The sequence below is a fragment of the Alteriqipengyuania lutimaris genome (assembly GCF_003363135.1).
GTDB classification, from domain to species: domain Bacteria; phylum Pseudomonadota; class Alphaproteobacteria; order Sphingomonadales; family Sphingomonadaceae; genus Alteriqipengyuania; species Alteriqipengyuania lutimaris.
In genome coordinates this window covers 1,374,644-1,387,577 of the sequence record NZ_QRBB01000001.1, presented here as the reverse complement: position 1 = coordinate 1,387,577, position 12,934 = coordinate 1,374,644, and the positions used below count along the sequence as shown (strand labels likewise).

The window sequence follows — 12,934 nt, the reverse complement described above, 5'->3', positions numbered from 1 at the left end:
TCGGCAGATTCCGGCCTATGCAATACGCCCCGGCACGATTAGTTTCAGATGTGTTGCAAACACGAAACAGTGGAGCGGGAGAGATGGCTGAGCGTGGTGGTATCGTTACCGCGAACAGGGTCGCGCGGGTGGTCATCGTCGGCGGAGGCACCGCAGGATGGATGGCCGCAGCGGCCATGTCGCGATTTTTCGACGATGGTCGCCGGTCGATCGTGCTGGTCGAATCGGATGCGATCGGCACGGTGGGGGTCGGCGAAGCAACCATCCCCCCGATCCGGAACTTCAATGCGATGCTGGGGATCGAGGAGAACGAATTCCTGCGCGAAACGCGCGGCACGTTCAAACTGGGGATCGAATTCGTCAACTGGGGCCAGCGGGGCGACCGCTATTTCCACCCCTTCGGCGAGTACGGCCACGATTTCCACGGAATCCAGTTCCACCAGCTCTATCTGCGCCAGAAGGCGCTCGCGAACCCGGACCTGGGGGGTATCGGCGACTATTCGATGAGCACGATGGCGGCCGCGCGCGGCGCCTTCGGACGGCCCTCGGCAGCGGCGAAAAGCGTCGTTTCCGAAATCGCCTATGCGTTCCACTTCGATGCCGGTCTCTATGCCGCCTATCTTCGCAAGATGGCCGAGCGCCAGGGTGTGATCCGGCACGAAGGGCGGATCACCGCCGCCCACCGCGATGCGGAAAGCGGCGACGTGCTGTCGATCGAGCTGGAGAACGGCGAGCGGATCGAAGGCGACCTGTTCATCGACTGCTCGGGCTTCAGGGGCCTGCTGATCGAGGAGGAGCTGGAAACCGGTTACGAGGACTGGAGCCACTGGCTGCCGATGGACCGGGCCATCGCGCTGCCGACGACGCATACGACCTCGCCCGATCCCTTCACCCGGGCCACCGCCCATGGTGCCGGATGGCAATGGCGCATTCCGCTGCAGCATCGCATGGGCAACGGCCACGTCTTCTCAAGCCGCTTCATGGACGAGGACGAGGCGCGCGCGATCCTACTCGGGTCTGTCGAGGGCGAACCGCTGGCAGAGCCCCGCACGCTCAGATTCCTCACCGGCATGCGCAAGAAGGCGTGGAACCACAATGTGGTCGCGCTGGGGCTGTCGTCGGGCTTCATCGAGCCGCTCGAATCGACCAGCATCCACCTGATCCAGAACGGCATCGCGCGCCTTTTCGCACTCTTCCCCGACACGCCGATCAGCCCGCTCGAGCGCGACGAGTATAATCGCGGGATGCGCGAGCTTTACGAGGACGTGCGCGATTTCATCATCCTGCACTACAAGGCGACGCAGCGCGACGATACCGAGTTCTGGCGCTACGTGCGCGATATGGAGGTGCCCGCCAGCCTCGCCCGCAAGATGGACCTGTGGCGCCTCCACGCCCGCGTGTTCCGCGAGAATGCGGAGCTGTTCGCGCAGCCCAGCTGGATCGCGGTGCTGATGGGGCAGAATATCGAACCCCGAACCTACGACGCGATCGCGGACACGCTGGACGAGACCAAGATCGCATCGGCCATGGCGCAATTGCGCGAGAATTATCGCAGCGTCGCCGAACGCCTGCCGTCGCAGGAGGCCTTCATGCGCCAGGCCGGCGCCTGGCACGCATCCGCGCCCGCGGAAGGCCAGGCCCCGCTGCGCGCGCACGGAGCGCGCGTGTGACCGCACAGCCCATCCGCAAGATCGTCATCGTCGGGGGTGGCACGGCAGGGTGGATGGCCGCGGCCGGCATTTCGAGGGTGATGGGGCAATTCCCCGGTCTCTCGATCGAACTTGTCGAAAGCGAGGCCATCGGCACCGTCGGGGTCGGCGAGGCGACCGTGCCGCAGATCCGGTCCTTCAACACCCTGCTCGGCATCGACGAAGCGGAATTCGTGCGCGAGACGCACGCGACCTACAAGCTGGGCATCGAGTTCGTCGACTGGCTGCGGCCGGGCCATTCCTACGTCCACCCCTTCGGGTCCTACGGGCTCGACATGCTCGGGATCGAATTCCACCATTTCTGGCTGCACGGCCGGGCGGCGGACGATCCCGCGCCGCTCGACGAATATTCGATCGGCGCGATGGCGGGAAAGGCGGGCCGGTACTTCCCGCCGCAGCTCGACAATCCCAAGTCGCCGCTGTCCAAGCTCGCCTACGCCTTCCAGTTCGATGCGACCCGCTATGCCCGCTACCTGCGCGCACGGGCCGAGCGGCAGGGCGTGGTCCGGCACGAAGGCCGGATCGTCGACGTGCTGCAGGACGCGGATAGCGGCTTCGTGACCGCCGTGCGAATGGAGGACGGGCGCGAGATCGGGGGCGAGCTGTTCATCGACTGCTCGGGCTTCCGTTCGCTCCTGCTGGGGCAGACGCTCGGCGTGCCCTTCATCGACTGGACCGGGTGGCTCCCCTGCGACCGCGCGGTGGCGATTCCCTGCGAACTGGGCGGAGACAGCCAGCCGCTGACGCGGGCCACCGCGCGCGAAGCGGGCTGGCAGTGGCGCATCCCGTTGCAGCACCGGATCGGCAACGGGCTGGTCTATTCCTCCGCGCACATGGACGACGAGGCGGCGCTCGACCTGCTGCTCGCCAATCTCGACGGCAAGCCGCTGGCCGAGCCCAACCGGCTGCGCTTCGCGGCGGGCCTGCGCGAGCGACCGTGGGAAAAGAACGTCGTCGCGCTGGGTCTCGCCGCGGGATTTCTCGAACCGCTCGAATCGACCTCGATCCAGATCGTCCAGGCATCGATCGCGCGGCTGATGGCGCTGTTTCCCGATTCGAGCTTCGGCCAGGCGGAGATCCGCCGTTTCAATGCGGACAGCGTGCGCGACATGGTCGATATCCGCGACATGCTGGTGCTGCATTACCTGAAGACCGAACGCGAAGGGGAGCTGTGGCGCGCGTGCCGGGCCGTCGACCCGCCCGACGGGCTGGCGCACAAGCTCGAGATGTTCGAAAGCTCGGGCCGCATTTTTCGCGAGAACAACGAGTTCTTCACCGAGCCGAGCTGGCTGGCGGTGATGGTCGGCCAGGGCGTTGAGCCGGCGCGGTTCCACCCACTCGCCATGACGATCGGTGCCGAAGAGACCCGCAAGCGGCTTGCCCATATCCGCGAGGTGATCGCCTCCACCGTCGCGCAGATGCCGACGCAGGATCGCTTCCTCGCCGAACAGGGCAGCGCGATTCCCGCGTCCGAACGCCTGACCGCATGATCGCCAGCCCCCTTCCGGCCGAAGAGCGTCCGATCGAAGAGCGCGAAGGCGCCATCACGCCCGGCGCCCTTGCCGACATTCGCGCCGCATGCCGCCCCGTGGTGATGCGCGGCCTCGCCAGCGACTGGCCCGCCGTCGCCGCCGCGCGCGAAAGCGACGCGGCGATCGTGCGCTATATTGTCGAGGGCGGGGTCACGCGGCCCGTGGTCGCGATCGCCGCGCCGCCTTCTGAACAGGGGCGTTTCTTCTACAAGCCCGACCTTACCGGCCTCAATTTCGCGAAAGGCCAGGGGCACCTGCAGGCCTTTCTGGAGGACCTGCTGCGGGCGGGCACGCTGCCCGATGCGCCCGCCATGGCGGTCCAGTCCGAACCCGTTCCCGAGCTGCTACCCGCTTTCGCGCGCGACAACCGGCTGGACCTTCTGCCCGGGGTCGAACCGCGCATCTGGATCGGCAACCGCATCGTCGTCGCGCCCCATTTCGACATCAAGGAGAACATCGCCGTGTGCGTCGCGGGGCAGCGCCGCTTCACGCTGTTCCCGCCCGATCAGACCGGCAATCTCTATCCCGGTCCCTTCGAACTGACCCCGGCGGGTACGCCGGTGAGCATGGTCGACATCGACGATCCGGACCTCGCCGCCTTTCCGCGCTTCGCCGACGCGATGGAGCATGCGTGCGAGGCGACGCTCGATCCCGGGGACGCGATCTACATTCCCTATGGCTGGTGGCACGGCGTGCGCTCGCTTTCGCCGGTCAGCATCCTCGTCAACTACTGGTGGACGCAGGGCCAGCCGCAGGGGATCGGCAGCCCCTACGACGCGCTGCTGCATGCGATCCTCGCGCTTCGTCACCTCCCGCCCGAACAGCGCGCGGCGTGGCGCGGCCTGCTCGACTACTACGTGTTCGACGAAAGCGGCGCGGCGGGCGCGCACCTGCCGGACCATGCGAAGGGCGTGCTCGGTCCGCCCAGCCCCGGCCTGTTCGACCGGATCCGCGGCCTCATACGCTCGGCATTGCAGCCGCGCGGGTGACCGATTCCATCCACTGCGCGTAAGGCGGCGCGAAGGCGAGCGCGGCGCGCGCGCGGTCGTCGAACGCGGCCTGCGCGGCCTCGACCTGCTGCGGGTCGGTGTCGAGATGCTGCGGGGCAAGTCCGCGTTGGTGCCCGAGCGCTTCGAGCAGCGCGGTCGTCTCCTGCCGCAGCAGCGCCGATTCCTCCTGGAAGGGGAGGCGCCCACGCCGAGTGAACTGGTCGAGCGCGGTCTCGACGCTGGCCGGCATGGCGGTTTGCCCGAAGACATCGCGGGCGCGCGGCGCGGCGTAATGCAGGGCCAGCGTATCGCGCACGCCGTCCAGCATCAGCCCGGCACGGCGATTGAATTCGGCGCGTTCGAGCGCGAGGATGTCGCGACCCGGCAGCATTTCCAGCAGGAGGTCGATCTGGCGATGCGCGAGATCGAGGTTGAGGAAGCCGAGCGGTTCGAACTGCGCGGTCGCATCGCCGATGGCGATCACATTGCCCTGCCACGCCTTCGCTATGCGGGCGGGCACGACGGGAATGACCGCCGCCGGTCTCTGGCCCAGCGCCGCGATCGCGGCATCGTCCGGCACGCCTTCGCCCACCGCGAGCGTGGTCTGCAATCCGTCGCGGCCGGCGAATTCGCACAGCCAGCCCTGCTCGAGCAGCGAGACCCTGTCTTCCAGCGCGACCATCGCCTGCCCACGCGGCGCGACGAGCAGCCGTCTGACGGGCAGCACGTCGCCCCAGTCCACGACCGAGAACTCCGGCAGGGCCGACGCGAGCAGCGCGCCCGCGCCGCTGCAATCGACGAACAGGTCGGCCTCCAGCCGCCCCTGCCCCGCAATCGCGATCGCAGCGAGCCCGCCGCGCTCGTCGGGCTCCAGCGCGGCGATGTCGCCCGGAACGCGGCCGATGCGCAGCTGCTGCGCGATGGCGATCAACATCTCGCGATAGGCGTGCGGGTTCCAGCGCAGCGCATATTCGACCTGCGCCAGCGGGGTGTCCTCGTCGGGCGGCGGCGGGGCGAAGCGGCCTGCCTGCGCCAGCACCTCGGCCAGCGAGCCTGCCGGGCGCTCCCCGCCCGCATTGCGCGGCCCGCCGCCCCAGTCCTGCGCGAAGCGGGTCTGCAGCGCCGGGTCGCCGGTGCCGCCATAGGGCATCATGCCCTGCGTCCCCTGACCGCTCCAGCCGATATAGCGCGTGACCAGCCGGTGGCTCGCCCCGGCGGAGCGGACCAGCGCGGCCTCGTCGATCCCCAGCCGGTCGTGCAGCTTGTTGGTGAAAGGCAGCGCGGTTGCCGCATAGTCGGCGAAGGAGGACGGCGCGGGGATCGTCGTCGCGACCACCACCTCGCATTGCGGCAGCGCGCGGCGCAGGCCGATCGCGGTCAGCAGGCCGACGGGCCCGCTGCCGACGACGACGATGCGGCGCAGCGGTTCGCGCGGCTGGCTCATGCCGGCTCCGCGAGCCGGGCGGCCTCACCGCGCAGATAGTCGCGGTGGCCGGGCATGCGCGAAACCTCGTCGCCGATTTCCTGCTGCAACCGGTCCGCCGCCACCTTCAGCTTGTGCGGGTCGATCATGCCCGGGCGCGGATCGTGCCGCTCGGGCAGCCAGCCCTGCCCGACATAGACCGCGATCCAGCTGGCGTCGTAGAACAGCCCGTCAGAATAGCGTTCGATCCTGCCCGCCTTGCGCCACAGCTCCATCTTCTCGGCCAGACTGTCGGGCACCGTCATAGTGCGGACGTGGTTCCAGAACTCGGAATCATCGCGCGTGGTCGCGTGGTAATGGAGGATCAGGAAGTCGCGCACCCGGTCGTATTCCATGTCGACCAGCCGGTTGAACTCGGCGCGGTCGGCATCGGCGATCCGGCCATCCTGCGGAAACAGCTCGATCAGATAGGTGATTGCCATCTGCGCGAGGTAGATCGAGGTGGATTCGAGCGGTTCGAGAAACCCGCTCGCCAGCCCCACGGCGACGACGTTGTGGCTCCACGAGCGCTTGCGCCGTCCGGGGCGGAAGCGCAGCACGCGCGGGTCGGCCAGCGGATCGCCCTCGGCCGCATTGCGGATCGCCTCGCACGCAGCCTCTTCCTCGATGAAGGCGCTGGAGAAGACGTAGCCGTTGCCCAGCCGGTGCTGCAGCGGGATCTGCCAGCGCCAGCCGGCAGGCATCGCAGTGGCGGTGGTGTAGGGGCGCAGGTCCTCGCTCGCGTGCGCGCAGGGCATGGCGGCGGCGCGGTCGCACGGGAGCCAGTGCGTCCAGTCCTCCCACTCCTCGCCCAGCTCCTGCCCCAGCAATAGCGAGCGGAAGCCCGAGCAGTCGACGAACAGGTCGCCCTCGATCCGGCGGCCATCCTCCAGCAGCAGCGCGGTCACATCGCCGCTCGCCGCATTGCGGTCGACGCCGGTCACCAGCCCTTCCTGCCGGGTGACGCCGATCGACAGGCCGAAATCGCGCATGAAGGGGCCGAACAAGGTCGCGTCGAACTGGTAGGCGTAACCGTAGGTGGAGCGCAGCGACATGTCCTGCGCGGGCGGTTCGAACCGGTTGGCCAGCGCAGCGGCGACGCACAGCGAATAGTCGCCCAGCGGCTGCGCCATGCCGTGGCGCTGCAGTTCGAGCCAGTAGTGGTGGAAGCCCACCCCCGCCAGTTCTTCGCCGAAGGAGCCGAAAGGGTGGATGTAGCTTTCGCCGATGCGCCCGAAATCGCGGAAGTCGATGCCGAGCTTGTAGGTCGCATGGGTGGCCCTCATGAAGGCCGCCTCGTCGATCCCCAGCCGCTCCACGAAACCGCGGATATGCGGCAGCGTGGCCTCGCCGACGCCGATGATGCCGATGTCATCGCTCTCGACCAGCTGCACCTCGACCCGGTCGCCGAGCAGGCGGGCGATCCCGGCCGCGCTCATCCATCCGGCGGTTCCGCCGCCGAGCACGACGACCCTGGTGGGTTTGCGCTGTTCCATCGCCGGATCGCCCTACCCCATCTGTGGGCGGCGAAGCATGGCCCGCCGCCCGGTCAGACGGATCAGCCCTGCATGTCCTCCAGTTCGATCCCCTTGGTTTCGCGGACCAGCAGCCAGACGAAGACGACCGACACGGCGGCGCTGGCGGCGTAGAAGCCGTAGGCTCCGGTCAGGCCGATGCCCGCGAGCATGATCGGGAACGTCATGGTGATCCCGAAATTGGCGATCCACTGCGCGAAGCCGCTGACCGCCAGACCCGATCCGCGGATCTGGTTGGGGAACATCTCGCCCAGCATCACCCACATCACGGGGCCCCAGCTGAAGTTGAAGAACGCGACGTAAAGGTTCGCCGCGATCAGCGCGGTCAGCCCCGCATCGTCCGAAAGGTTGAGCCTCCCGTCCACGAGCTCGCCGCTCATGAAAGCGATGGCGACGGTGCTCAGCGTGATCGCCATGCCGATCGAGCCGATCAGCAACAGCGGTTTGCGCCCGAGGCGATCGATCAGCAGGATCGCGAGAGTGACCGCACCGATCGAGATCGCACCGCTGAGGATGTTGATCTTGAGCGCGTCGCTCTCGCTGAAGCCGACCGCCTGCCACAGCACCGCGCCGTAGTAGAACACCACGTTGATGCCGACGAGCTGCTGGAACACCGCGAGGCCGATGCCGGTCCACACGATCGGGCGGATCTTGCCGCTGACCTTGTCGCGCAGGTCCGACAGGCGCGGACGGTGGTCCTTGGCGAGCGAAGCCTCGATCTCGCTGACCTTGCGCGTGGCGAAAGTCTTGCCGAACAGCCGTTCGAGCACGCCGTGCGCGGCGGTCTCGCGCGAGCGGCTGACGAGATAGCGTGGGCTTTCGGGAATGAAGAGCAGCGCCACGAGGAAGATCGTGGCCGGGATCAGCTCGATCCAGAACATCCAGCGCCAGGCTTCGTAGCCAAGCCAGAATTCCTGGATCGACGATCCCGCGAATTCTGCCAACAGGTAGTTGGAAAGGAACGCGGCGGTCAGGCCGACGATGATCATTACCTGCTGGATGCTGGAGAGGCGCCCGCGCATGTTGGCGGGCGTCACTTCGCTGATGTAGACCGGGGCGAGCACGCTGGCCGCGCCCACCGCGAGGCCGCCGATGATGCGGTAGATCACGAACTCGGTGGACGAGCCCGCAATGCCCGAGCCGTAAGCGCTGACGATGAAGCACGCCGCCGCGATCAGGAGCGTCTTCTTGCGCCCCATGATGTCGGCAAGGCGGCCCGCGAAGAATGCACCGACCGCACAGCCGAGCAGCATCGAGGCCACATTGAATCCGGTGCCCACCTCGTCCGAATCGAACGCGAGCCGCAGCCCGTCGACCGTTCCGTTGATGACCCCGCTATCGAATCCGAAAAGAAATCCCCCCAGCGTCGCGACTGCCACGATCGCCGAGATCAGCGCCATATTGGCGCTATCGCGTGCGTTATCCAAAGTTCCGCTCCCTGACCTCCGGTTGCAACACCGGCTTATTATGTTAGCGCTACCTACGACGGAAACCGAGGCCAACGCAAGCATGCAATGCATGGCTTTGCGCAGGCTTACCAGCCGAAACACATAACAGGAGAAACGCGGATGACCATTACAGGCGAAAACTTCATTGCAGGCGAGCGGACGAAGAGCGGCGAGACCTTCCAGGCCCGCGAAGCGGCCAGCGGAAATACCTTCGGCGAGCAATTCCATGCCGCCACGAAGGAAGACGTGGAGCGCGCCTGCGCCGCCGCGGCCGAGGCGCAGCGGGCGTACGGCGCATTGTCGCTGGCCAAGCGTGCGGCCTTCCTCCGGCTTGCAGCCGACAAGATCGATGCCCTGGGCGACACGCTGACCCAGCGCGCGATGGAGGAAAGCGGCCTGCCCGAGGCGCGCCTCAACGGCGAGCGCGGGCGCACGGTCGGCCAGTTGCGGCTGTTCGCCGACGAGGTCGAGAACGGCGCATGGCAATCGCTGCGGATCGACCATGCCGATGCCGGGCGGACCCCGCCCAAACCCGACCTGCGGCTGCGGATGATTCCGCTCGGCCCGGTCGCGGTGTTCGGCGCGTCGAACTTCCCGCTCGCCTTCTCGGTGGCGGGCGGCGACACCGCCTCCGCCTTTGCCGCCGGATGCTGCGTCGTGGTCAAGGGCCACCCCGCCCACCCCGGCACCAGCGAACTGGTCGCGGGTGCGATCACCGAGGCGGTTGCCGAAGCAGGCCTGCCCGCAGGCGTTTTCTCGCTCGTCAACGGCACCGAAAACGCGCTGGGTGAAGCGCTGGTCAAGGACCCGCATATCGCCGCAGTCGGCTTCACCGGATCGCGCAAGGGCGGGCTTGCGCTGATGGATCACGCCGCATCGCGCCCCGTGCCGATCCCGGTCTATGCCGAGATGAGCAGCGTCAATCCGGTCACCCTGCTGCCCGCGCGCCTCGCCGAGGCTCCCGAGGAGCTGGCGAAAGCCTATGTCGGATCGCTCTCGATGGGCGCGGGCCAGTTCTGCACCAATCCGGGCATCGTGCTCGCGATCGAGAGCGAAGCGCTCGACACCTTCGTCGCCGCCGCCGCCAAGGCGCTGCCCGACGTGGGCGGCCAGACCATGCTGACCACCGGCATTTCCTCGGCCTATGCCGAGGGGGCGAAGCGCCTTTCGGAGCGCGCCGGTGCGCAGCTCGTCGGCCTGGGCGAGGACGCGCCGGGTACCTGCGGGCGGGCGCAGGTCTATACCGTGTCCGCCGACGCATTCCTTGCCGATCCCGATTTCCAGGAGGAGGTCTTCGGCCCTGCATCGCTGATCGTGCGCTGCGCCGATCTCGACCAGGTGGCCAAGGTCCTCTCGGGCATGGAAGGCCAGCTGACCACCACGCTGCACATGAACGACGGTGACCACGAAGCTGCGGCGAAGCTGATGCCCGTGCTCGAACAGCTCGCCGGGCGGATCATTGCCAATGGCTGGCCGACGGGCGTCGACGTGACCCACGCGATGGTCCACGGTGGGCCCTTCCCGGCGACCTCGGACGGGCGCAGCACCTCGGTGGGGACGCTGGCGATCGAACGCTTCCTGCGCCCCGTATCCTATCAGGACATGCCCGAGGCGCTGCTGCCCGAAGCCCTGCGCGAAGGTGCGACCGGCGGCCTGCGGCGAATCGACGGCAGCTATACGGTCTCCTGAGCAGGCCGCGCTGCAGAGTCGGGCACGGGCCGATCACAGCCGGTATGGCATGATCACCGCGCAGCCGATGATGGTCCCCCTGAAGGGCACTCAGTCCTCGGCTGCAACAACGACCGTGCCCGGCTCCGCGAAGCGCTCCATTAGCCAGGAGGTCGCCGGGCCGGGCGTCGCGTCGGAGCGGTAGATCGCGGAGAAGCGGAACTCGCCGCCGGTGTCGTCGGGCATGGCCAGCCGGACCAGCGTGCCCGCGACCAGATCGGCCTCGATCATCGGCAGGGGCATGTTGCCCCAGCCGATCCCTTCGCGCAGCAGCGCGTGCTTTGCGCCGAGGTCCGCCAGCCGCCAGGTATGCGGCGATTGGACCGCGAAGTCGCGCCCCTGCGTCAGCGGCGAACGGTCGGTCAGGACCAGCTGGATATGGTCGCGCCCGGCGCCGGGCTCGAGCTTCGCCTGCCGCGCCAGCGGATGATCGGGCGCCGCGACCGGCACCAGCGTGACCGTACCCGCTTCCACCCGGTCGAGCCCCTCGATATCGGCGGCGACGGGTCCCGCGATGCCCAGTCCTGCCCTTCCCTCGATCACCAGTGCGGCAACCGCGCCCAGCGCCTCGACATGCAGGCGCAGCGGCACTGTCGGAAATTGGCAGGCGAAGGCGCGCAGCACGCTCGCCAGCCGCTCGGCAGGCAGCATGACATCGACCGCGAGGCTGACTTCGGCTTCCAGCCCTTCGAGCAGGCCCCTGGCCCGCGCGCGCAGTCCAGCCAGGCCGGCGGCGACCACGCGCGCGTCGGCCAGGATCGCCTCGCCTTCCTTGGTCAGCACCGGTTTCTTCGTGCCCTCGCGCGTGAACAGCGTGAGGCCCAGCTGCGCCTCCAGATTGCCGATACCGTAGCTGATCACCGACACCGCGCGGTTCAGCCGCCGTCCGGCGGCGGCGAAGCTGCCCTCCTCGACCACTGCGAGGAAAATCTGCAGCTGGTCGAGCGTGGGGGAGCCGGGTTCGGACATTTCGACTTTCTCGAACAATGGGATCGAACTTATCCCACTTAGCAGCAGGGGTGCGCAAGCCTAAATCGGAACCAACGCAGCGGAACCGGCACCTGCCGATGTCCGCCAAAGACAAGGAAAACCGCAATGATCGAACTGCGTCCTTTCGATAGTCTCGGTGGCGAAAACCACGGCTGGCTCGATGCCAAGCACCACTTTTCTTTCGCCAACTACCACGATCCCGCGCGCGTCCACTGGGGCAATCTGCGGGTGTGGAACGACGATACGATCCAGCCGCACACCGGCTTCCCGCCGCACCCGCACCGCGACATGGAAATCATCACCTATGTCCGCAAAGGCGCGATCACGCACGAGGACAGCCTGGGCAACAAGGGCCGCACCGAAGCGGGCGACGTTCAGGTGATGAGCGCGGGCACCGGCATCCGCCATTCGGAATATAACCGCGAGGACGAGGTGACGCAGATCTTCCAGATCTGGATCATCCCGACCAGCGAAGGCGATGCCCCGCAATGGGGGGCCAAGCCCTTCCCCAAAGGCGACCGCGCGGGCCAGTTCGTGATGCTTGCCAGCGGTTACGAGGAAGACGCCGACGCCCTGCCGATCCGCACCGATGCGCGGGTGGTGGGCGCCACGATCCCTGCCGGGGAAACGGTCGAGTACCCGCTCGGCGCCAACCGCAAGGCCTATCTTGTGCCCGCAACCGGCGCGGTCGAGATCGACGGGCAGACCGTCAACGCACGCGACGGCGCAGCGATCAGCGATCTCGATGTGCTGCGGATCACCGCACTCGAAGACAGCGAAATCGTCCTCGTCGACGCGGCCTGAATATCTCACACGGAAAGGAACATCCCATGACCAATATCCTGCATGTCACCGCCAGCATTCGCAGCGGCGAATCCGTCTCGCGCAAGCTCGGCAACCGGCTGGTCGAAAAGATCAGCCAGGGCACAGACGCCAACATCGTGACCCGCGATCTGGCCGCCAACGACCTGCCGCTGATCGACGCGGACCGCTTCGCCGCCAACCTGACCCCGCCCGCCGAGCGTGACGAGAAGCAGCAGGCGCTGGCAGATGTCGCCGACGCACTGATCGAGGAACTCCAGGCCGCCGATACGCTGGTCCTCAGCCTGCCGGTCTACAACTTCACCATGCCCTCCACGCTGAAGGCTTGGGCCGATCTGGTCGCGCGCGCCGGGACCACGTTCCGCTATACCGAAAGCGGCCCGGAAGGCCTGCTGACCGGCAAGAAGGCCTATGTCGTCATCGCCAGCGGTGGCACGCCGATCGGTAGCGAGATCGACTTCCTCACGCCCTGGCTGCGCCACTTCCTCGGCTTCCTCGGCATCACCGATGTCGAGATCGTGGCCGCCGACGGCATCATGGGTGTCGATGGCGAGGAGAAGATCGAAGCCGCCGCTCAGACCATCGAGAGGCTGGCGGCCTGACGCCGGCTGCATGACGAAACGCTCCGCCGGGGTGCCGCAATGCACTCCGGCGAGTGGCGCTTTCCGGCTGGCATGGCCCTCAATCTGCCGTCGCAGGAGCGGCAGGGGGGCTCACGC

General features: G+C 67.6%; 10 protein-coding genes. 6 read left to right on the top strand and 4 right to left on the bottom strand.

The window, feature by feature from the left end; all coding sequences use genetic code 11:
* The first annotated feature begins 83 nt into the window (after positions 1-83).
* The 3 genes from DL238_RS06675 to DL238_RS06665 are packed head-to-tail and all read left to right on the top strand — an operon-like array spanning position 84 to position 4,230.
* Entirely contained in the window at positions 84-1,670 is a 1,587-nt protein-coding gene (locus tag DL238_RS06675) for a tryptophan halogenase family protein (protein ID WP_115491552.1), read from the top strand.
* Positions 1,667-3,199: a tryptophan halogenase family protein gene (locus DL238_RS06670; protein ID WP_115491551.1), complete on the top strand. Its 1,533-nt coding sequence runs from the start codon at positions 1,667-1,669 to the stop codon at positions 3,197-3,199. The genes DL238_RS06675 and DL238_RS06670 overlap by 4 nt, the downstream gene beginning before the upstream one ends.
* Positions 3,196-4,230: a cupin-like domain-containing protein gene (locus tag DL238_RS06665; RefSeq protein ID WP_115491550.1), complete on the top strand. Its 1,035-nt coding sequence runs from the start codon at positions 3,196-3,198 to the stop codon at positions 4,228-4,230. Before DL238_RS06670 ends, DL238_RS06665 begins: the two co-directional genes overlap by 4 nt.
* Here DL238_RS06665 and DL238_RS06660 read toward each other — a convergent pair.
* From DL238_RS06660 to DL238_RS06650, 3 genes are all read right to left on the bottom strand, one after another.
* Complete coding sequence (locus tag DL238_RS06660; protein WP_115491549.1) at positions 4,199-5,674, bottom strand: tryptophan 7-halogenase; 1,476 nt, start codon at positions 5,672-5,674, stop codon at positions 4,199-4,201. The two genes, DL238_RS06665 and DL238_RS06660, sit on opposite strands and share 32 nt — an antisense overlap.
* Positions 5,671-7,188 carry a tryptophan halogenase family protein gene (locus DL238_RS06655; protein ID WP_115491548.1) on the bottom strand — a complete coding sequence of 506 codons (1,518 nt, stop codon included), beginning with the start codon at positions 7,186-7,188 and terminating at the stop codon, positions 5,671-5,673. The genes DL238_RS06660 and DL238_RS06655 overlap by 4 nt, the downstream gene beginning before the upstream one ends.
* A 62-nt stretch (positions 7,189-7,250) precedes the next feature.
* Complete coding sequence (locus tag DL238_RS06650; protein ID WP_115491547.1) at positions 7,251-8,627, bottom strand: sugar porter family MFS transporter; 1,377 nt, start codon at positions 8,625-8,627, stop codon at positions 7,251-7,253.
* 168 nt (positions 8,628-8,795) lie between these two features.
* On the opposite strand from DL238_RS06650, the gene DL238_RS06645 reads away from it, so the two are divergent.
* Positions 8,796-10,364, top strand: a complete 1,569-nt coding sequence (locus tag DL238_RS06645) for an aldehyde dehydrogenase (NADP(+)) (protein WP_115491546.1) — start codon at positions 8,796-8,798, stop codon at positions 10,362-10,364.
* Positions 10,365-10,454: 90 nt separating this feature from the next.
* Here DL238_RS06645 and DL238_RS06640 read toward each other — a convergent pair whose 3' ends face one another.
* Positions 10,455-11,372, bottom strand: coding sequence for a LysR family transcriptional regulator (locus DL238_RS06640; RefSeq protein WP_115492805.1), 918 nt, complete (start codon positions 11,370-11,372; stop codon positions 10,455-10,457).
* Between the two features lie 126 nt (positions 11,373-11,498).
* Here DL238_RS06640 and DL238_RS06635 point away from each other — a divergent pair, with 126 nt between their 5' ends.
* Together DL238_RS06635 and DL238_RS06630 are read left to right on the top strand one after the other, a co-directional pair.
* On the top strand, positions 11,499-12,197 hold the full coding sequence (locus DL238_RS06635; protein WP_115491545.1) for a pirin family protein: 699 nt from the start codon (positions 11,499-11,501) through the stop codon (positions 12,195-12,197).
* Between the two features lie 26 nt (positions 12,198-12,223).
* Complete coding sequence (locus DL238_RS06630; RefSeq protein WP_115491544.1) at positions 12,224-12,817, top strand: FMN-dependent NADH-azoreductase; 594 nt, start codon at positions 12,224-12,226, stop codon at positions 12,815-12,817.
* The last annotated feature ends 117 nt before the right edge of the window (positions 12,818-12,934 follow it).